The sequence below is a fragment of the Sorangium sp. So ce693 genome (assembly GCF_051521375.1).
Taxonomy (GTDB): Bacteria; Myxococcota_A; Polyangia; order Polyangiales; family Polyangiaceae; genus Sorangium; species Sorangium atrum.
Map to the genome: position 1 here is coordinate 979,885 of NZ_CP150347.1, position 20,985 is coordinate 1,000,869.

The 20,985-nt window shown below is 70.9% G+C and carries 14 protein-coding genes; 5 read left to right on the forward strand and 9 right to left on the reverse strand.

Features of this window, described 5'->3' with window-relative positions; genetic code table 11:
- Positions 1 to 121 precede the first annotated feature (121 nt).
- Positions 122 to 1,306, reverse strand: a complete 1,185-nt coding sequence (gene serB, locus WMF14_RS03750) for a phosphoserine phosphatase SerB (RefSeq protein ID WP_437798803.1) — start codon at positions 1,304 to 1,306, stop codon at positions 122 to 124.
- A gap of 392 nt (positions 1,307 to 1,698) precedes the next feature.
- Positions 1,699 to 3,858 (reverse strand): excinuclease ABC subunit UvrB, encoded by a 2,160-nt coding sequence (uvrB, locus tag WMF14_RS03755; protein WP_272097778.1) that lies wholly within the window; start codon positions 3,856 to 3,858, stop codon positions 1,699 to 1,701.
- An 827-nt stretch (positions 3,859 to 4,685) separates the two neighbouring features.
- Here uvrB and rsgA point away from each other — a divergent pair.
- Positions 4,686 to 5,750 carry a ribosome small subunit-dependent GTPase A gene (gene rsgA, locus WMF14_RS03760; protein ID WP_437798804.1) on the forward strand — a complete coding sequence of 355 codons (1,065 nt, stop codon included), beginning with the start codon at positions 4,686 to 4,688 and terminating at the stop codon, positions 5,748 to 5,750.
- Between the two features lie 378 nt (positions 5,751 to 6,128).
- Here the strand turns inward: rsgA and WMF14_RS03765 are convergent, their stop codons facing one another.
- From WMF14_RS03765 to WMF14_RS03790, 6 genes are all read right to left on the reverse strand, one after another.
- Complete coding sequence (locus tag WMF14_RS03765) at positions 6,129 to 8,075, reverse strand: sigma 54-interacting transcriptional regulator (RefSeq protein WP_437798805.1); 1,947 nt, start codon at positions 8,073 to 8,075, stop codon at positions 6,129 to 6,131.
- 276 nt (positions 8,076 to 8,351) lie between these two features.
- Complete coding sequence (locus WMF14_RS03770) at positions 8,352 to 10,109, reverse strand: hypothetical protein (protein WP_437327496.1); 1,758 nt, start codon at positions 10,107 to 10,109, stop codon at positions 8,352 to 8,354.
- 220 nt (positions 10,110 to 10,329) lie between these two features.
- Entirely contained in the window at positions 10,330 to 11,172 is an 843-nt protein-coding gene (locus tag WMF14_RS03775) for an SDR family NAD(P)-dependent oxidoreductase (protein ID WP_272097782.1), read from the reverse strand.
- Between the two features lie 119 nt (positions 11,173 to 11,291).
- A complete protein-coding gene (locus WMF14_RS03780; protein ID WP_272097783.1) occupies positions 11,292 to 12,440 on the reverse strand; it encodes an NAD(P)/FAD-dependent oxidoreductase in 1,149 nt (382 codons plus the stop codon).
- 6 nt (positions 12,441 to 12,446) lie between these two features.
- Positions 12,447 to 13,280 (reverse strand): 3'(2'),5'-bisphosphate nucleotidase CysQ family protein, encoded by an 834-nt coding sequence (locus tag WMF14_RS03785; protein WP_437798806.1) that lies wholly within the window; start codon positions 13,278 to 13,280, stop codon positions 12,447 to 12,449.
- 5 nt (positions 13,281 to 13,285) lie between these two features.
- Positions 13,286 to 14,227: an aldo/keto reductase gene (locus WMF14_RS03790; RefSeq protein WP_437798807.1), complete on the reverse strand. Its 942-nt coding sequence runs from the start codon at positions 14,225 to 14,227 to the stop codon at positions 13,286 to 13,288.
- A gap of 388 nt (positions 14,228 to 14,615) precedes the next feature.
- On the opposite strand from WMF14_RS03790, the gene WMF14_RS03795 reads away from it, so the two are divergent.
- From WMF14_RS03795 to WMF14_RS03810, 4 genes are all read left to right on the forward strand, one after another.
- The gene (locus WMF14_RS03795; RefSeq protein ID WP_437798808.1) at positions 14,616 to 15,221 is read left to right on the forward strand and encodes a hypothetical protein; all 606 of its coding nucleotides are present in this window, start codon (positions 14,616 to 14,618) and stop codon (positions 15,219 to 15,221) included.
- Between the two features lie 75 nt (positions 15,222 to 15,296).
- Positions 15,297 to 16,394, forward strand: coding sequence for a pectin acetylesterase-family hydrolase (locus WMF14_RS03800; protein WP_437798809.1), 1,098 nt, complete (start codon positions 15,297 to 15,299; stop codon positions 16,392 to 16,394).
- Between the two features lie 236 nt (positions 16,395 to 16,630).
- Positions 16,631 to 17,323 carry an ROK family protein gene (locus tag WMF14_RS03805; RefSeq protein ID WP_437798810.1) on the forward strand — a complete coding sequence of 231 codons (693 nt, stop codon included), beginning with the start codon at positions 16,631 to 16,633 and terminating at the stop codon, positions 17,321 to 17,323.
- A gap of 168 nt (positions 17,324 to 17,491) precedes the next feature.
- Entirely contained in the window at positions 17,492 to 18,781 is a 1,290-nt protein-coding gene (locus WMF14_RS03810; protein WP_272097789.1) for a cytochrome P450, read from the forward strand.
- Between the two features lie 253 nt (positions 18,782 to 19,034).
- Here WMF14_RS03810 and astD read toward each other — a convergent pair whose 3' ends face one another.
- Positions 19,035 to 20,504 (reverse strand): succinylglutamate-semialdehyde dehydrogenase, encoded by a 1,470-nt coding sequence (gene astD / locus WMF14_RS03815; RefSeq protein ID WP_437798812.1) that lies wholly within the window; start codon positions 20,502 to 20,504, stop codon positions 19,035 to 19,037.
- Between the last annotated feature and the right edge of the window lie 481 nt (positions 20,505 to 20,985).

Here is a 20,985-nt window from a genome sequence, read left to right on the forward strand (position 1 = left end):
TGTGGCGCGCGCGCCTGTCAAGCGTGGCGCCGCGCCGTCGCGCGGGCGTGCGGCATGCCCGCGCGACGGCGCAGCGTCCCGCGGGACTCCGCTGCTGGCCGGACGGGTCGTGTCGTGTCGCTCACGCCACCTCGAGGAGCTCGCGTTCGGTGATGCCGAGCAGGAAGAGGATGGCGTCGAGGCCGCTTGCGGAGAGGGACGTGTCGGCGACCTCTCGCAGCTTGGGCTTTGCGCGGAACGCGACGCCGAGGCCGGCCCTCTGCAGCATCAAAAGGTCGTTGGCGCCGTCGCCCACGGCGATGGTTTGATCGAGCAACACGCCTTCTGCCTGGGCGATGGTCTCGAGCAGCTCGGCCTTGCGTTGCGCGTTGACGATCGGCCCTGTGACCCGGCCGGTCAGCTGTCCGTTCACGACCTCCAGCGCGTTCGAGTAGGCGTAATCGATCCCGAGCCGTGCCTTCAGCGCCTCCGCTGCGATCGAGAAGCCGCCGGAGATCACCGCGGTCCGGTAGCCGAGCCGCTTCAGCACCCGGATGAGCGTCTCCGCGCCCTCGGTGATGGGGAGCTCTGCGGCGAGCTTCCGCAGCACGCCGACGTCGAGGCCGCGGAGCAGCGAGAGCCGCTGGCGGAGCGACTCGTCATAATCCATCTCCCCCTGCATCGCGCGCTCGGTGATCTTCGCCACCTGCTCCGCGACGCCCTTCGCGCGCGCCAGCTCGTCGATCACCTCGATACGGATGAGCGTCGAGTCCATGTCCATCACGACGAGCCGCTTGCTCCGGCGGAAGAGGCCTTCGCGTTGCAGCGCGAGATCGAAGCTGTTCTGCGTCGCGAGCGCGAGGAGGGCCTGCTTGAGCGTGTCGGCTTCCTCCTCGCGCTGGAGCAGCACCTGGATCTCCACCGAGGAGAGGCGTTCGACCGACAGCCGCGCGATCTTCTCGATGTTCGCGCCGTGGGCTGCGAGTGTGGCCGCCACGTCGTGCAGCGGCTTCGCGCCGAGCTCGCGGCCGATGGCTGTCACCACGTACCGGCTCCCGGGCGCGCGCCGCGGCGCGCCGCCGTCGAGCGGCTTGAAGTCCAGCGTCACGCCGAGCTCCTTCGCGGCGAACAGCAGCTCCTTGAGTCCGCTGCGTGTCTCGGGGAAGAGCGCGAGGAGCGCGAGGTTCAGGTTTCCGTGCACCACCACCTGCTCGATGTCGAGCAGCGTTGCGCCGATGTCGCTGAGGATGCCGGTGAGTCGAGCGGTGATGCCCGGGTGGTCCCTGCCGGTGACGGTGACGAGTATCGGATCGGGCGAGACTGCCATGCCGGCGCCCCCTTAACAGCGCCGCGCCCCAGGGTCGACGCCGATACAGCGCCGCCCGAAGCAAAACGATGCTTTCCCGAAAAGAAGCTCCTTTACCGAACCACCGCTTCCCCCTTCGCGTTCCGCTCCCGTCCGCTCCCCCGCTTCGTAGCGCCTGCAGCCACCCACCCCCATCCCCCCACAAAGAGCCCGCGAGGGAGGAGGCTGCGCGCGCGGGGGGGGGGCGGTGGGCGGGCCCCACGAACCCGAGGGCCGGCCCGCAGCGCAGCCATTGCCGTGCGAACTCACCCACCCCGTCCAGCAGGCAACAGCCCCCCAAAAGGCCCGAGTTCGTGGGCGGGCCCACCGCCCCCCCCCCGCGCGCGCAGCCTCCTCCCTCGCGGGCTCCGTCGCTATCGGTAGCGCCCGCCCCCTCGCCCCGCCGCCGCCCGTCCACCCCCCTTGCCGCCCGTCGCCGCCCGTCCGCCCCCCTTGCCGCCCGGACCGCGCCGGCTCGCCGGCCGCCCGGACCGCGCCGGCTTCTCCTCGGCCGCCTCGCGCGCCGCGCCAGCGTCCCCGTCCCCCTGCTGTGCCTTGAGCTGCCGGAGCTGATCGCGCAGCCGCGCCGCCTTCTCGAACTCGAGGTTCTCCGCCGCCGCGAACATCTCCTGCCGGAGCGCGTCGATCTGGTCGACGAGGTCCACCGCGGCGCGCCCCGCCTCGGCCGCCGGCTTCGCGGTCCCCTTCGGCACGGCGTAGTAGTCGCGCGTGCCCGAGGTGGGCGACAGGTCGAGGATCGCCTTCTTCACCGTGGCCGGCGTGATGCCGTGCTCCTTGTTGTACGCCTCCTGGATCGCGCGCCGCCGGTTGGTCTCGTCCATCGCGCGCTTCATCGCCTCGGTGATGCGATCGGCGTACATCACGACCTCGCCGTTCACGTTGCGGGCGGCGCGGCCGATCGTCTGGATGAGCGAGCGCGGGCTCCGGAGGAAGCCCTCCTTGTCGGCGTCGAGGATGGCGACCAGCGACACCTCGGGGAGGTCGAGCCCCTCGCGCAGCAGGTTGATGCCGACCAGCACGTCGAACTCGCCGCGCCGGAGATCGCGCAGGATCTCCACGCGCTGGAGCGTGTCGACGTCCGAGTGGAGGTAGCGGACCCGGATGCCGAGCTCCGTGTAGTACTCGGTCAAATCCTCGGCCATCCGCTTGGTCAGCGTCGTCACGAGCACGCGATCGCCGCGGCCGACCCGCTCCCGGATGCGCGCGAGCAGGTCGTCGACCTGCCCGGACACCGGGCGGATGTGGATCTGCGGATCGATGAGCCCGGTCGGCCGGATGATCTGCTCCACGACCGAGCCGGCCGACTTCTGCAGCTCGTAGTCGCCGGGCGTCGCGCTCACGAAGAGGACCTGCGCGTAGTGCTGCTCGAACTCCTCGAACTTGAGCGGCCGGTTGTCGAGCGCGCTGGGGAGCCGGAACCCGTACTCGACGAGCGTCTCCTTCCGCGCCCGGTCGCCCCGGTACATCGCCCCGACCTGCGGGACGGTCTGGTGCGACTCGTCGATGATGAGGAGAAAGTCCTTCGGGAAATAGTCGATCAGCGTCGGCGGGGGCTCGCCGGACTTCCGGCCCGAGAGGTGGCGCGAGTAGTTCTCGATGCCGTTGCAGAACCCCATCTGCTCCAGCATCTCGAGATCGTACATCGTGCGCTGCTCGATACGCTGCTTCTCCAGGAAGCGCACGGCCCTGTCGTAGAAGTCGATGCGCTCGCGCAGCTCCTCGCGGATCGCCTGGATCGCGAGCCTGAGCTGCTGCTGCTCGGTGACGTAGTGGGAGCCGGGGAAGACCGCGTAGCGATCGAGCTGGCCCACCACCTTGCCGCGGACCGGGTCGACCTCCTTGATGGCCTCGATCTCGTCGCCGAAGAACTCGACGCGGATCGCGAGCGCCTCCTCGTAGGCCGGGAAGATCTCGACGACGTCGCCGCGGACGCGGAACGTCCCGCGGTGGAAATCGACGTCGTTCCGCGTGTACTGGATGTCGACGAGCCGCCGCAGGAGCTCGTCGCGGCGGATCTCGGTGCCGCGCTCGAGCTTGATGAGGAGCCCGTGGTAGCTCTCGGCCGAGCCGATGCCGTAGATGCAGCTCACCGAGGCGACGATGATCACGTCCGGCCGCGAGAGCAGCGCGTGCGTCGCCGCGTGGCGCATGCGGTCGATCGCGTCGTTGATGATCGCGTCCTTCTCGATGTACGTGTCGCTCGTCGGGACGTAGGCTTCGGGCTGGTAGTAGTCGTAGTAGCTGACGAAGTAGTGGACCGCGTTGTTGGGGAAGAGCTCCCGCATCTCGCCGTAGAGCTGGGCCGCCAGCGTCTTGTTCGGCGCCATGATGAGGGTCGGCTTTTGCAGCTTCTCGATCACCTTGGCGGCGGTGAACGTCTTGCCGCTGCCCGTGACGCCGAGGAGGACCTGGAAGGCCTCGCCCTGCTCGAAAGCGGAGCAGATCTCCTGGAGCGCGCGAGGCTGGTCACCGCACGGCTTGAATTCGGAGACGAGCTCGAAGTGTGTGGGCATGGAGCGGAGGACCCTAGTGCGGCGAGGCGCTCCTCGCAACCTCCGAGGCCGTCAGGGCCGGAGGGCGGGGTGGCCTCGCCTGGAAGGCGCGCTCTCGTCCGGCTTCGTCGGTCTTCCAACTATCGGCAACCATTGGCAACCATCGGCCGAGCGGAAATTGTCGACCCGCTGTTGCCTGGAACGAGCGCACCTGGAACGAGCGCGTCCCAGGTCCCGCGCGCCTCCGTCCGGCCCACGCACGTCCCCGCTTCGCCGCAATCCTCGCACCTCGCCGCGCGCTCGTCGCTTCCCCAACGCGGGCTCCGTGCGCTCGTCGCCTGCGCCACGTGCGCGTGCGCTGTGCTCGCTGTCGTTGCAGACGGGCCGACCCGAGAGCGCTTGACGTCGGCGCGGGACCATAGGATTCTGGCTGCTGTCGCGTCGTGGTGACGTGAGCCGACACGGAGGTCAGGTCATGAGTGCCAACACATCGCACACCCATTGCGCCGCCGCCGTCGTTTCCGCCGCGGTCGGCTGAGCTCGTCTCCACGTCTCCGCGACGTCGCCCGCGTGCCCTGAGGGGCGCGTGTGTACCCTGAGCGCGTGCCCCTCGCAGGGATCTGCCCTGGCCGGGCGTGCCTTCTGGCGTGACGTCCTGATCGATCGACGAGCTCCGCTCCGCGGCGGCCCCGCGCGTGGAATGGCCGGCGCGTGCGCGCTTGTGCGCCGCCGCGCCCTGTCCGTCGATCGCCGCGCACCGAGCTCGGGCGCGGCCGAACGCCATGGAGCGCTCGTCCGTCATGCAAACTCACCTCGATTCTCTCGTTGATCCGTCTTCGCAGCACGAAATGCAGCCCGATCTGGTCGGGCTCGGATGGACTCCCTTCTTCGCGAGCCAGCTCGCCTGTCTGGAGAATGCCGTGCAGCCTGCGCGCGTCGTCCTCGCCTCCGCGTCCAGGCACCACGTTCAGACCGCCGAGGGCCCGCGCTTCGCGGTGGTCAGCGGGCGCCTCGCGCACGAGGCCGCGGATCGCGCGGCGCTCCCCACCGTCGGTGACTGGGTGGGGCTCAGGCCTGGCGACGGCGCCGGGCCCGCGTACATCGTGCACACGTTCGCGCGGAGCACGTGCCTGCGCCGCAAGGCCGCGGGGCCCACGGTGGAGGCCCAGGTGCTCGCGGCCAACATCGACAAGGTGTTCATCGTCACGTCGCTGAACGCCGACTTCAACCTGCGCCGCCTGGAGCGGTACATCGACGCCGTCCTCGACAGCGGCGCTCGCCCGGTCCTCGTGCTCAACAAGGCCGATGTCTGCCCGGATCCGGAGCGGTACATCGACGCGGCGCGGGACGTCGCCCCCACCGCGCGGGTCGCGCTCGTCAGCGCGCTCTCAGGCGCCGGCCTCGACGCGCTCCGCGCCGAGATCGGGGCAGGGGAGACCATCGCCCTCGTCGGCTCGTCCGGCGTGGGGAAGTCCGCGCTCAGCAATCGCCTGCTCGGCATGGAGGTCCAGCGCGAGGGCGCGATCCGGGCGTCGGACGAGCGCGGCCGCCACACGACGGCTCACCGCGAGCTGTTCCTGATCCCTGGCGGTGGCCTCCTCATCGACACGCCGGGCATACGGGAGCTCGGCCTCTGGTCCGCGGGCGGCAGCGCCCCGGCCGGCTTCGACGATGTCGAGGCCCACGCCGCGGCCTGCCGCTTCCGGGACTGCGCGCACGACGGCGAGCCCGGCTGCGCCGTGCTCCGTGCCATCAAGGACGGCGATCTCGATCCCGAGCGCCTCGGCGGCTACCTCAAGCTGGCTGCCGAGCGACGCCACCTCGCCGGGCAGCAGGACGTGCGCGTGAGGATCGAGGAAAAGCGGCGCTGGAAGCAGATCTCGAAGCAGATGCGCGCCAATCCGAAGCGATAAGAGCCTCCCCCCCGCCCCCGCGGCCAGACCCCAGCGTCCCCGCCACGCCGCGTAGAGATCGCCCGCAAATCCCCGACTCCATCCCGCCCGATCTCCGCCCCCGTCCGCCCGCGCGCACCTTCGAAAACGCTCTTTCCCATCCCCTGGAGAGAGCCCTCGGGAGGGGGTATCGCGCGCGGGGCCGGCGGGGGAAGGGCCCCACGAACCCGAGCGCCGGCCCGCATCGAAGCGAGTCGCCCCCGGTTCTCCCTCCCCCGTTCAGCGGGCAACAGCCACCACAAGGCGCGAGTTCGTGGGAAGGGCCCCCCGCCGGCCCCGCGCGCGACGCCCCCTCCCGAGGGCTCCCCCGCGTCCAGGGCTCCCTCTCCCTCCGTCCCGTCAGATCCCGTATTGCCGGAGCTTCTTGTGGAGCCCCTCGCGCGTGATCCCGAGCGACTTCGCCGCGTTGGTCTTGTTGTTGTTGTGCCCGCGCAGCGCTTCCAGGAGGAAGAACTTCTCGACCGCGTCCATCATCTCCTTGAGCGACCCCTTCGGCGTCCCCGCCCGCGCCACGAGCCCCTCGACCTGCCGGATCCTCGCCGAGAGCAGCTCCGGCGTCCCGAACGCCCCCGGCTCCAGCTGGATGACGATCCGCTGCACCTCGTTCTGGAGCTCCCGCACGTTGCCCGGCCAGTCGTACGCGACCATCAGCTCCATCGCCTGCTGGCTGAACCCGCCGCACGGCTTGCCGATCTCGTCCGCGTAGCGCTCCAGGAAGTGCGTCGCGAGCAGCGGGATGTCGTCGCGCCGCTCTCGCAGCGGCGGCAGGCGGATCGGGAAGACCTTGAGGCGGTAGTAGAGGTCCTCGCGGAACCGCCCCTTGGCCACCTCGTCCTCGAGGTTCCGGTTCGTCGCGGCGACGATGCGCACGTTGACGTGCTTCGGGCTCGTCGCGCCCACGGGGCGGATCTCGCCCTCCTGGAGCGCCCGGAGGAGCTTCGATTGCAGCGACAGCGGGGTCTCGGTGATCTCGTCGAGGAAGAGCGTGCCCCCGTCGGCGATCTCGAACAGCCCCTTCTTCTCCTCAGTGGCGCCCGTGAAGGACCCCTTCCTGTGGCCGAAGAGCTCGCTCTCCAGGAGGCTCTCGGCCAGCGCCGCGCAGTTCTGCGCGACGAACAGCTTGTCGCGGCGGCGGGAGCGGTAGTGGACGGCGGCGGCGATGAGCTCCTTGCCCGTGCCCGTCTCGCCCTCGATCAGCACCGTGACGCGCGTGTCGACCACCTTGTCGAGCTGCCCGATGACCTTCCGCATCGCGTCGCTGTTGCCGATGATGTCGACCGCGCCCCCGCTGCCGCCCCGGCGACGCTCCTCGCGCCCCTTGAGGAAGCTGTTCTCCTTCTGGAGCCGCTCCTCCGCGAGCACGAGCCGCTTGATGAGCCGGGCGTTCGCCACCGCGAGCGAGGCGTTGGCGGCCAGCACGAGGAGCGTCTCCAGGTCGCCGGCGTTCAGCATCCCCGGCACGCTCCGGTTGTCGGCCTGGAGCACGCCGATGATCTCCTCGCCCTTCCAGAGCGGCACGGCGAGGGTGCTGCGGATCGAGGCGCCCATCAGCGACTCGGACTGCCCGACCTCGATCGGCGCGTCCGCGGCGAGCACGGCCGCCCGCTCCTTGATCACCTTCCGGTACACGCTGCGCGTGATCGGGACCGGCCCTGCAGGCGGCCCCCCTTTGCCCGACGCGGACCGGACCCGCGTCAGCACCGGCACGAACGCCGCCGGCGCCGCGCCCGGCTCCTGGTCGTCGTCGCGCAGCACCACCGTGACGTGGGTCGAGCTCGGCACCAGCGCGAGCACCGCGTCGGCGATCTCGGCGAGCACCTCGTCGAGATCGTTCGCCGCGCCGATGCGCTTCTGCGCCGCGTACATCGCTGACAGCGCGCTCGGATCGCGCTCGATCTTCGCCTCGGCAGGCTCGATCTCGTCGAGGCGCCGGATCGAGACGACCCGCGCGTCGTCGGCCTCCTCCGGGATCTTCACCACCATCCGGGTGACCGCGTCCCCGGAGCCGAGCTCGATGACGTCCCCCGTCTGGAGGGCGATCGCGCTGCGCCCCGCGCCGAGCTCCAGCCGCTCGCCCCGCCGCGTCACGCTCGTGCCGTTCGTCGAGCGCAGATCCTCGAGGATCACCCCGTCCGCGCCGCTCACGATGCGCGCGTGCGCCCCGGAGACGTGGCGATCGTCGAGGACGACGCGGTTGTCCGACGAGCGCCCGAGCGTGATCAGCTCGCCCTGGAGCTCGAAGGTGCGCCCGGCAGCGAGACCCTGGGTTACCTCGAGCACGATCATGGTTCGTTCTTCAGCCGGGAAGACCCCGTGACAAGGGCCGGAGTAAACCGTCAAGACGGCGGAGATGCCAGGAAAAATCAGGACCCAGGCGCGTCAGTGGGGCGTCGTGCGAGCGTCCTGCGAGCGCCGCAAGCATCGCGCCCGGGCGGCGCCAATCAAGGAAAATCTGGATCTGGGTGATGTGCCCGCTTGCGCGCTCCGCTCACTCCACGCGCTTCACGCGCCCCGCACGCCCGACCCGCGGCCGACCGCGGGACGGGGCGCGCGGCGCTCGGGTCACTGCGCGCGGGCGGTGAGGCGGTAGATGACCGTCTTGAAGGGCGCGTTGCCGGCGATCTTCTCGGCGTCCTTCGACGTCTCGCCCTCGTCGACGATCTTCTGCAGCTTGGTCGCGACCTCGGCGTCGCCCTTCGGCGAGAGGGCGTCGATGACCGAGACCGAGACGAAGCGCACGGCCGCGTTCGTGATCTTCGGCATCGCGTCGATGATCTGCTGCCGGACCTCGGGGGTGCCGAGCACGCCCGCCATGTAGGCGGACTTGATCCCCTGGAACTGCGTCTCCTTCGCCTGCGACGCCGGATCGCCGAGCTTGCCGACGTAACAGTCGAGCTTGGTGCCGCAGGCCGAGAGCAGATCCTTCGCGATCTTGATCTCCTTCTCCATCGACTTGCCGACCGTGCCGCCGCCGCTCGTCTTGGTGCCCGCGAGCCGGTCGACGTCGGCGATCTGGTCGGGCTTCATCAGCTTGAGGGCCGTCTGCAGCGAGACGTCGCGGATCTGCGCGACGTCGTCCTCCTCGCCGCGCGCCTCGAGGCCGGTCTTCACGAGCCACGGCACGAGGCTCGCGTCGAAGAAGTTGCTCGCCGCCTCGGCGAGCATCACCCGCGCGTTGATGCCGGCCGGCGGCATCTCGAGCCCCGCGGGCGTCTTGTCGTAGGCCGCCTGGAAGGCCGCGAGGGTCTCCGGCGTCTTGGGCACCTTGGTCAGCTCGCGCGCGATGATGGCGCGCGGCACGTCCTCGGCCTTCTCGAGCGCGGCGAGCAGCGGCTGCGACGACTCCTGCCGGCCGATCGTCGCCAGGACGAGCGCTGCCGCCGCCACGTGGGCGGTCTCCGCGGCCTTCTTCTGCTCCGCGCTCGCCTTGTCGCCGCCGGCGCCCTTCAGGTTCTCGACCTTCGAGTACTCGACGAGCTCCTTCTGGTCGCCCTGGAGCAGCGCGATCGTCGGCTGGATCGCGGGCTTGCCGATCTTCGTGAGCGCGAGGATGGCGGTCGTGGCCGCGTCCGCCTTGAGCGGCGACAGCACCACCTTGAGCAGCGGCACGACCGCCTTCTCGCTGCGCTGCCACCCGAGCAGCTCCGCGGCGGTGATCTGCCAGAACAGCTCGTTCCGCATCGTGGCGACGTCCTTCGGGTCGTTGATCGGGCGCCCGATCATCGTGATGAGCCCGTCTTCCCAGGACTTGCTGTTGATGTCGACCATCGCGTCGTGCACGTCGCGCGAGATCGTCGAGCCCTTGGGCTTGCCGTGCTGGAGCTTCGAGAAGACGGCCATGAGCGGCTCGGCGGCCTTCTCCGACTTCATCGCGCCGAGGCCGCGCACGGCCCAGCGGACGTCCTCCTCGGTCGACTCGGGCTTGTAGTCCTTGAGCGCCTTGATGAGGCAGGCCTCGCCGCGCGGGTCCCTCGTGTCGGAGATGAACTTGATGAGCTTCGAGTTCGTGCGCTCATCGAGATCGCCGGCCACGCACTTCTGCGTCATCGGCTCGATGATCTTGTCGAGGAGCGGCTTCACGGTCGGGCCGGTCCGGTCCTTGTTGTCACGCGTCATCGCGTCTTCGAAGAACTGGACGAGCCGGTTGACGGAGGCGGTGAGCGTGGCCGGGTCGTCGAGCCGCTTGACGTGCGTCTCGGGGTCGTTCTCGTCGCCGCATCCGACGATGACCCCTGCGGAGAGCGCCATCGACGACGCGGTGGCGGCCCCCAGGAGGAGCGAGCGAAGGAGCGGCAGGATGCTGCGTGCTGAGCGGGACATGGTGTTTCCTCCGGGACCTCGGTGATGCTGCCGGCCTGACCTCGCCGTCGCACGGTGCGCTTCGGGGGAGGCGGTCAGCGGCTAGCCTTCGTTAGCCTGAGGGGACGAAAGTGGACAAAAACAGCGCGCGGCAGGGGGCGCGGCCCCCCTTCGGCCACGACGTGGCGCCGCTCCGCCATGGAAACGGCGAAGCCGACGCTATTCGCCGCCAGAGAACGTGTCAACGCGAGCGCGGCGCCGAGACGAGCCGACGGATCCCCGTGGCGAAGAGCCGGTCGGGGATGACACGGCGCAGCGCGACGAGCGCTCGTGCGTCCCGGCCAACGAGGGTCCGGAAAGGCGGCGATGGGTCGTCGATGAGGCGGAGGATCGCCGCCGCGACCGGGGCGGGCGGCGGCGCCTTGGCGGCGTCCTTCAGGACGATCTGCTCGATCGCCCTGGTCATCGCGCCGTAAGGGCCGTCGAGGGAGACGTGGGCGCCGCGCCGCTGGTTTTCGTAGAAAATTTCGGTCTTGAAGGTGCCGGGCTCGACGAGGCAGACGTGGACGCCGAACGGGGCGACCTCCCAGCGCAGCGCCTCGCTGAAGCCCTCGACGGCGTGCTTCGTTGCCGCGTAGGCGCTCACGCCGGGGAGGCCGACGAGCCCGGAGATGCTCGAGACGTTGACGATGCGGCCGCGCCCCGCGCCGCGCATCGCCGGGAGCACCGCGCGCGTCACGGCCATCAGCCCGAAGACGTTGGTCTCGAACTGCGCCCGGACGTCGCCGTCCGCCTGCTCCTCGAAGGCGCCGCCGACCGCGATGCCGGCGTTGTTGACGAGGGCGTAGGCGGGGCCGTGCTTCTGAAGGATCTCCCGGATCCTGTCGGGCGCGCTCGCCGCGGCGACGTCGAGCTGCTCGATCTCAAGCGTGACGCCCCGCGCGCCGGCGGCGGCGAGGAGCGCGCCGGCCTTCTCGGGGCGGCGCATTGTAGCGATGACCCGGTGGCCCGCGGCCGCGCACGCGATCGCCGTCGCGAGGCCGATGCCGCTCGAGGAGCCGGTAACGAGGACGAGGTGACCCATGACGAAGGGGCGCGAGTATAGGCGAAGCGCGGTGCGGCGGGGGAGCGCGGCATGCGCGGCGCGCGCGGCACGTCGAGCCGTGGCCACCGCGGCCGATCCGCGGCCACCGCGGCACGCGCTCAGCCGATGATCATCGCCTCGCTGAGGAGCCGGCCCTCCCTGAAGCGCCGCAGGTTCCAGCGATCGAACAGGGGGAGGGAGGCGCCCTCGGCGATGTGCTGCGCGAGGAGCTTGCCCATGACGGGCGCGATCATGAAGCCGTGCCCCATGAACCCGGAGGCCTGGTAGAAGTGCTCGACCTCGTCGACCCCGCCCACGATCGGGTTCTGATCCGGGGTGAGGTCGTAACAGCCGGCCCACTGCCGTAGCACCTTGACGCTGCCGAGGATCGGGCACGCGGCGACCAGCGCCCGCGCGTACAGGGCGAGGAACTTGTGGCTCGACCCCATGTCGAGGCCGTCGGGGACGTCCTCGTTGGAGATGCCGCCCACGATCTCGCCGCGCATCGACTGGGAGAAATAGAGGCCGTTCGAGAGGTCCGCGACGAGCGGGCCGAGCCAGGGCTTGAGCGGCTCGGTCGAGCAGATCTCGTGGCGGTGCGGGTGGTTGGGCAGCTCCACGCCGAGCATGCGCGCGACCTCGGGGCTCCAGGCGCCGGCCGCGTTGACGACCCGATGCGTCCGGATCTCGCCGCGATCGGTGACCACGGCGTCGATCCGCGCGCCCTGCGTGCGGAAGCCGAGGACGTTCGTGAAGGTGGCGATGTCGACGCCGAGCTTCTGCGCGCGCTCGGCGTAGCCCCAGACGAACGGCCAGGGGAACACGACGCCGTCGTCGGGGTTGTAGCTCGCCGCGACGACGCCGTCGGTCGAGAGCTGCGGCACGATCGCGCGCGCCTCGTTGGCGGTGAGCATCCGCGTCCCGAGGCCGCACGCGTTCTGCACGGCGACGCTCTTCTCGAGCGTCCGGCGGCCCGCCTCGCTGCGCACGAGGAAGAGGTAGCCGCCCTGCCGGAACCAGATGTTGATCTTCATCTCGCGGGCGAAATCCCGGCAGATGCGGATGCTCTCCTGCATGAGCCGGATGTTCCCCTCGCTCGAGAACTGCGCCCGGACGCCGCCGCCGTTGCGCCCGCTGGCGCCGCCGCAGAGGTAGCTCCGGTCGACGACGACGACGTCGGTGATGCCGTGGTGCCGCGCGAGGTTGTACGCGATCGCGAGGCCCATGATCCCCGCGCCGATGATGACGATCTCGGCCTGCCCCCGCATCGCGCCTCAGCCGAGCTCCGACCTCGCCGCGGCGACGACGGCGGCCTGGAGGGCGCCGTTCGAGGCGATGATGCCGCGGCCGAGCTTGAGCCCGGGGCCGGTGTAGTCGATGGGCGCGCCCGAGAGGTCGGTGAAGCTGCCGCCCGCCCCGAGGAGCACCGCCTCGGGCGCGCAGCTGTCCCAGAGCTTGGCGCCGCCGCCGCCGTGCACGTAGAGGTCGACCTCGCCGGTCGCGATCCGGGCGATCTTCACGCCGACGGAGCCGCAGGGGACGACCTTCGAGATGCCGAGCCGCGCGAGGAGCGGCTCGATCTCCTTCGGCCGGTGCGAGCGCGAGATGATGAGCGTCGCGTCGGCCGGAGCGCTCACGGCCGAGACCCGGAGCGGCCTGCGGCTGCCGTCCCTCGCCTCGATGAAGGCGGCGCCGCCCTCGCCGGCGCGGCCGGCCAGCGCCTCGCCCGTCGTGGGCATCACAACGACGCCCAGCGCCGCGCGGCCGCGGACCGCGAGCCCGATCATCACGGCGAACTCGCCGTTCCTGTCCGCGAACTCGCGCGTGCCGTCGAGCGGGTCGACGAAGAACACCCGCTCCTTCCGCAGGCGCGCGGCGAGCTCGTCGCCGCTCGGGACGCTCTCCTCGGCGAGGATCGCCTCGCCGGGGAACGCGGCCTCGAGCGCGCTGCAGATGAGCGCGTTCGCCTCGCGATCGGCGCGGGTCACCGGGTCGCCGGGGCCCTTCATCTCGACGGCGAACGGCGTCGCGTACACGTCCATCACGATCGCCGCTGCGGCGCGCGCGATGCGGACGATCTCGTCGAGCTCCCTGTCGTTCTGGTCCATCCTGCTCACACCTCGATCCCTGCCTGCTTGAGGCGCGCGGAGAGCTCCGTGAGCGCCGAGTCCTGGAGGTAGGGGGGCATGCCGGCCTCGCGGACGAGCTGGTCGAGCTGGGCGACCGAGCGGGGGCCGAGCACGGCGGACGAGACGACGCGGTTCGCGAGGACGAAGCGCAGGGCCGCCGAGCGGAGCGAGGTGACGGCGCCGGAGACCAGCGGCCTGAGCGCGTCGAGCTGGCGGAGGCGGGTCCTGAGCTCCTCGCGGGTCCACCGCTGGTAGCGGTGATCGTCGAGGTAGAACTCGCGATCGGCGCTCCACTGGCCGGCGAGCAGCCCGTGCGCGAGCACCGATCGGGCGAGGACGCCCGCGCCGGACTCGGAGACGTCGCCGGCGACCTCGTGGAGGTCGCCGGGGAGGAAGGCGTTGTAGGCGATCTCGATGACGTCGACCTCGTCGCGCAGCGCGGAGCGGGCGACGTCCGCGGAGCCGGCGCTCACGCCGAAGGCGCGGATCTTCCCGGCCTGCTTCAGGTCCTTCAGGAAGCCGATCGCCTCCTTCGAGTGCATCGCGGCCACGGTGGGGTTGTGGAGCAGCACGACGTCGACCACCTCGCGGGCGAGGCGCTCCTGCGACCGCTCGAACGCGGTGCGGAGGTGGGCCGGGTCGAACCGCTTCGTCGGGGGATCGCCGTCGCGAACGGTGCCGATCTTGGTGACGACGAACGTCGTGCCGGCGCCCTGGAGCCGCCTGCCGAGGCAGCGCTCCATCTCGCCGCGGCCGTAGACGTCGGCGGTGTCGAAGAGATCGATGCCGACCGCGAGCGCGCGATCGATGACGCGATCGATCTCGGTGTCGGCGATGGCACCGTAGCCGTCGCCGGAGAGTCCCCAGGTGCCTAGGGCGAGCTCCGAGACCTGAAGGGTCGTCTTGCCGAGGGGGCGCTTCCTCACGGGCGGCGATCTACACCAGCGCCGGGAGGGCGCCACGAAATAGGGGCGGAGCTCCGGGGCACGGCGCGCCGCGTCGCGCGCCGCGCGCCGTGCGCCGTGCGTCGTGCGCCGTGCGCCCTGCGACCGCGCGGCCGAGCTCCCCCGGGGCGGGCGTCCCCGGTCGACCCTCGGCGCGCGGTCGCAGGGCGCGTTCTCCGGGGCCTCACGCGCCGGCGCGGGCCGTCGGGCCGCCACGTCCCTGCGCGCTCGGCCACGGAACGCTCCATGCCAGAGAGCCAGGGAAGGGGAGTGATGCGGAAGCGCGCGGGGCGGCGCCGCCGAGGGCAGGGTCTTCGGGTGACATGTCGAGTCGAGCCCCGCCGGTGGCCGACGAAGGGGGCTGGAGAGTATGGCGAAAGGGCCTAATGAGGCATCGGCGGCCGAACCCGTCAGCGACCGGAGGTCGCGGCCGCCCGCGGCGAGCACCACGGCGCGGCGCGCGCTGGAGCTCGTCGCCGTCCGAGGCAAAGACGTGCTCGGCGTCCGCCACGTGCTGGCCGAGGGGCGCGCGCACATCGGCGACACGCCCGCGTCCATCGTGCGCGTGCCGTCGGGGGAGCTCGATAGAGCGGCCCCGGTCATCGCGGAGGTGATCGGCGCCCGCTACGTGCTGCACGTGCCGCGGCGGACGCGGGCGCGCCTCCACGGCGCCGACGGGCTCGCGCGCCTCTTGACGGGCCCGGTCGATATCGAGCTCCAGGAAGGAGACCGCGCCGTGCTCGTGATCGGGACCGTCCAGATCCGCGCGCAGATCGTGCCCATCGAGATCATCTCACGCCTGGGTGCGTCCGGACTGCGCTGGATCGGCCTCATCGGCGCCCTCTACCTCGTCGCGCTCGGCATCTGTGCCGCCCTCGCGCCGCGCGACCGAGCCCGCCTCGATGAGGGGTCGATCCGCCGCGCGGTCAGCGAGGCCGCGGCGCAGCTGTGGCCAGACCACGTCCCTGGGCCATGACGTGAGGGCACCGCCGTGCTGGCCGTCACCGGCGGGTGATGCCCGCGCGTCGTGGAGTGGTAGTCTCTGCCCTCCATGCGATTCAAGATCGTTCCGCCCCTGCCGGTTCAACTCCTGCTCTGCCAGCTCGCCGTCCTCGGCTGTGGGGGCACGTCCGCCGAGCACGACGACCCGAGCCGCGAGCCGCCGGACGGGATCCTGAGCCTGCCGTCGGGCTGGAACTCCATCGAGCCGGGCGGCGAGACGACGTGCTCGCGCGGTGATCCTTTCAAGTACTTCGTCCGTCCGGGCACCGTCAATCGCCTCATCGTCGAGTTCCGCGGCGGCGGCGCGTGCTGGAACGCGACCACCTGCTCGGCCGCGGGATCGCTCTTCCAGGAGACGGTCGGCGACGACGCCCTGGCGACCGGGATCTACGATCATGAGAACCCGGACAACCCCTTCAAGGACTGGCACCATGTGTACATCCCCTATTGCACCGGGGACGTCCACTGGGGCGACAACGTGGCCACGTATGGGGAGGGGAGCCAGGCCGTCACCATCCAGCACAAGGGCGCCGTCAACGTCCGCGCGGTGCTCGGCTGGATCTACGAGAACGTCCCTGCGCCAGAGACGATCTTCGTGACGGGCTGCAGCGCGGGCGCGTATGGAGCCATCCTCTGGTCCGCGCACCTGCGGGAGCACTACAAGAGCGCGTCGGTCATCGAGTTCGCCGACAGCGGGGCAGGGATCATCACCGAGACGTTCTTCAGGGACAGCCTTCCTTCCTGGAAGCCCGAGGGCGCTTATCCCACGTGGATACCTGGCCTCGATCCGGCCGAGATCGCGCGGCTGTCGGTGCTCTACGAGAAGATCGGCGCCCATTACCCCGACATGCGCCTGTCGCAGTACAACACCGCCTATGATGAGGAACAGGCCTTCTTCTTCAGCGCGATGGGCGGCGGCGACGCCCAGGCGTGGTCAGACGCGATGCGGGCAGAGATCGCCGAAATCGAGGCATCGACGCCGAACTTCAGGTCGTTCCTTGCCGCCGGCACCGCGCACTGCATCCTCTGGCGGCCGGAATTTTACACCCTCGAGTCGCGCGGGACGCGCCTCGTGCGATGGCTCGACGGGCTCGCGAACGGCGCGCAGCCGCCGAGCGTCGCCTGCGACGCTTGCGGCTCGCCTTGAGCGCCGCCCGGGGACGGGCGGCGCGGCGGCCGAGGAATCGACGGGCGCGGCCAGCGCGCTGGCGGGCGCTGGTGGGGGTGGGCGCGGGAAGCGTCGTGGCCCGAGCGGACGCGCTCCGTTGCGGCGGCAGTTGACGCGCAGCCAGAGCTCAAGATTATGTCCGCCGCGAACGCGGGCGCGTAAGCGCATCCGCGGCGGCCCCGGAGGAAGAGCTCCGGGGGGAGACAGAGGGATTCATGCGCACGCTTTGTATCGATATCGGCGGAACGGGGATCAAGGCCATCATCCTCGACGAGCAGGGGAATCCGATGACGGATCGTGTGCGGGTGCCGACGCCCCATCCGGCCTCGCCCGACCCCATCCTCGATCTCATCGATGAGCTCGCCCGCGCGCAAGGGGAGTTCGATCGCGTCTCGATCGGCTTCCCCGGCGTCGTGATGGAGAACGTGACCAAGACGGCGCCGCACCTCGACAACGAGAAGTGGAAGGGCTACCCGCTCGGCGAGGCCGTCGAGCGCCGCCTCGGCAAGCCTGCCCGCGTCGCCAACGACGCGGGCATCCAGGGGCTCGCCGTCATCGAGGGCAAGGGGCTCGAGATGGTGCTCACCTTCGGTACGGGGCTCGGCTGTGCCCTGTACATCGACGGCCGCTACGTGCCGAACCTCGAGCTCGGGCACCATCCGTACGGAAAGAGGGACCTGAAGTACGAGGACCGCGTGTTCGACGCCGAGTGCAAGCGCATCGGCGCGAAGCGCTGGAACAAGCGCGTGCGCAAGATGATCGCGCAGGTCGAGCCGATCTTCAATTACCGCAAGCTCTACCTCGGCGGCGGCAACGCGCGCCTGCTCGACGCCTCGCGGTTGCCCGAGAACGTCGTCGTTGTGGACAACGTCGCTGGCCTGCTCGGCGGAATCAAGCTCTGGGCCTAGCCCAGGGCGGCCGCGCGCGCGTGTGCTGGCGGGGAGGCTGGCCTCCTCGCCAGCGCGGCCTCCTCGTCTGGCCGCCTTCGCGCCTGAGACAACGCGCCGGCCCGGGGCGGGCCCGCGCGGGGGGCCGCGCCGGTTCCCAAGCGGGCGTGACCGTCGTACCCTGGCCCGATGAACTCGCCCGACGCACCGAAGCCCGACGCACCGCCCGCGGCCAATCCAGCGGCGGACGCTGATCTCGATCCTTTTCGCCTCCAGTCGCCGGAGACCCTCGCGAACCCGTACCCCGTGTACGCCAGGTTGCGCCAGGAAGCGCCCGTGTACTTCAGCGCGGCTTACAACGGCTGGCTCATCACCCGCTACGACCAGGTTGCGGCGGGCTTCCGCGACCCGCGCCTATCGGCGAAGCGCTCCAGCGCCTTCGTGACGAAGCTGCCTGACGAGGTGAGGCAGCGGCTGGAGCCCTTGCGCCGCAACCTGGCGTCGTGGGCCTTGCTGCTCGATCCGCCGGAGCACACGCGCATCCGCTCGCTGATCAACAAGGCGTTCGTGCCGCGGCTCGTCGAGGGGTTGCGCTCCCGGGTGGAGACGCTGGTCAACGAGCTGCTCGATGCGGTCGCCCCGACGGGCCGGATGGACGTCCTCCGCGATCTCGGCGACCTCTTGCCGCTGCTCGTGATCGGCGAGGTGCTCGGTGTACCCGTCGAGGACCGGCACCGGCTGAAGGGCTGGTCCAACGCGCTCAGCGGCTTCCTCGGCGCGGGCCGGCCGACGCTGGAGATCGCGGGGGGCGCGCTGAGCGCCGTGGCCGAGCTGGAGGACTATTTCCGCGGCGTGATCGCGGCCCGGCGGCAGAGCCCTGGCAACGACCTGCTCAGCCAGCTCATCCTCGCGGAGGAGCAGGGCACGATCCTCGGCGAGCAGGAGCTGCTCTCCACGTGCTGCATGTTGCTCTTCGGCGGCCACGAGACGACGAAGAACCTCATCGGCAATGGCCTGCTCGCGCTCCTTCTCCACCGTTCCGAGCGCGAAGCATTGCGCGGCACCCCGTCGCTGATCGGCCCGGCGGTGGAGGAGCTGCTCCGATACGACTCTCCGGTGCAGTGGATGAGCCGCGTCGCGCTCGACGACATCGAGCTCGACGGCGTGCGCATCCCGAAGGGCGATCGCGCCTTCCTTGTGCTCGGCGCGGCGAACCGGGATCCCGCGCAGTTCCCCGACCCCGACAAACTCGACTTCCGCCGCACGGACATCCGTCACATCTCGCTCGGCCTGGGCGTCCATTACTGCGCCGGCTCCGCGCTAGCCCGTGTGGAGGCCCAAGCTGCCATCTCCACGTTCCTGCGCCGTTTCCCCGACGCCGAGCTCTCCCCTGGACCGCTGACCTGGCGCATGAACCCCGGCATGCGCGGCCTCACCTCTATCCCGACAGAGCTAGGCCCCCAGAGCTCCGCTTCCTGACCCAACCCATCGCCGCTTCTCCAGACCATCCTCCACCCCGCCCCTTCCACCCTGGAGCCGCCGGGGAGAGGGGAGGGGGCGCGCGGGGGCGAGGGGGAAGGGCCCCGCGGATCCGAGCGCCGGCCCGCTCCGCAGCCAGTCCCCCCAGATCTCCCTCTCCCGTACAGCCGGCCATAGCCACAACAAGGCGCGAGTCCGCGGGAAGGGCCCCCCTCGCCCCCGCGCGCCCCCTCCCCTCTCCCCGGCGGCCGTTCTAGCTGTTGAGCCGCATCCCCGGCGCCAGCTGCCCAGGCAGCGCCACCTTCGCCGCCTCCAGCCCCGCGACCGGATACGCGCAGTAGTCCGCCGCGTAATACGCGCTTGGCCGGTGGTTCCCGCTGCTCCCGACCCCCCCGAACGGCGCGGCGCTCGACGCCCCCGTCAGCGGTTTGTTCCAGTTGACGATCCCCGCCCGCGATTCCCGCCAGAACCGCTCATAAAGCTCCCTGCGATCCGAGATCAGCCCGGCCGCGAGCCCATAACGTGTGCGGTTGGCCAGCGAGAGCGCCTCATCGAAGCTCTCGTAGCGCTGCACCTGCACGAGCGGCCCGAAATGCTCCTCGTCCGGGAGCTCCTTGATCGCCGACACATCGAGGATGCCGGGCGAGAGCAGCGCGGTTCCCTCCTCGAGCCGGCGCATCTCCAGCAGCACCTCGCCGCCGAGCGAGACCAGCCGCGCTTGCGCCGCGAGCAGCTGATCCGCCGCCGCGAGCGAGATCACCGCGCCCATGAAGGGCTGCTCGGCGTCGTCGTACCTGCCCACCTTGAGCCGGGACGCCGCGTCGACCAGCCTCGCCAGCAGCGCGTCGCCCTCCGGCGTCGTCGGCACGAGCAGCCGCCGCGCGCACGTACACCGCTGGCCCGCCGAGATGAAGGACGACTGGAGGATATGGTGTATCGCTGCCTCGGTGTTCGCGACCTCCTGGACGATGAGCGGGTTGTTGCCGCCCATCTCCAAAGCGAGGATCTTCTCCGGTTGGCCCGCCAGCTGCCGGTGCAGCGCGTTCCCCGTGCCGGAGCTGCCCGTGAAGTAGAGGCCGTCGATGCCCGGGTGACCGGCGAGCGCGACGCCGGTGCGCCTCCCCCCCTGGACCAGGTTGAGCACCCCGGCCGGGATGCCCGCTTCCTGCCAGAGCCGCGCGGTCTCCTCCGCGACCCTCGGCGTGAGCTCCGAGGGCTTGAACACCACGCAATTGCCCGCGATCAGGGCCGGGACGATGTGGCCGTTCGGCAGGTGCCCCGGGAAGTTGTAGGGCCCGAGCACAGCGACCACGCCGTGCGGCCGGTGCCGCACCACGGCCGTCGCGTCGCCCGCCTCGGCGTGACGCTCGCCCGTCCGCTCACGCCAGGCCATCAGCGACACGTCGATCTTGCCGATCATCGTCTGGACCTCGGTGAGCGCCTCCCAGCGCGGCTTGCCCGTCTCCAGCCCGATCACGTCCGCTAGCCGGGCCTTGTGCTCGCCCAGGAGGCCCGCGAACCGCTTCACCAGCGCCGCCCGCTCGTCCAGGCCGCGATCGCGCCACGCAGCGAACGCGCCGCGCGCCGCCGTCACGGCCGCGTCGACCTGCTCCTCGCTCGCCGCGCGCCCCTCGAAGACGATCGCCTGCGTCACGGGGTTCCGGCTCGCGAACGGCTCGCCCGCGCCGGTCACCCAGCTGCCGTCGATGAAATGGGTCGACATGGTCACCTCTCTGTCGCGGAGCTCCCTCCGCGGAACACCACACGGGCTCAGCGGTCCGTCCAGCCAGTATGGTTTGCGCCCACCTCGCTCCGCCAGTGTGCATCGTACCAGAGGCCGGCGTCCCCCGGGCTCGCACGCTCCCGGACGGAACATCGCGCCGGCGACCGCCCAGTGAACGATGGGGCCGCTCGCCGGCCTCGCCAGGGCTTCGCCGCGTCAGGGGGCGACCACAACATCATGTGTCCCGGTGCCACTGAGCCCCAACCCGAGGGGGGCCGCTCGGTCGATGGCTCTCCCGGTGAGAATCCAGGAGCCGAGATCTCAATGCTCTTCGTGCTCGATCGTCCCGAGTTCGCCTGTGGCGGGCGCGCGACATTCACGGGAATGCACCGTGGCGAACAGGTGTGCTGACCGTGTTTGCGCTTTGGATCACGCTCCGGGCGCACTGCAGCAGGGCGCTCTCCACGCCCGGTGACACCAA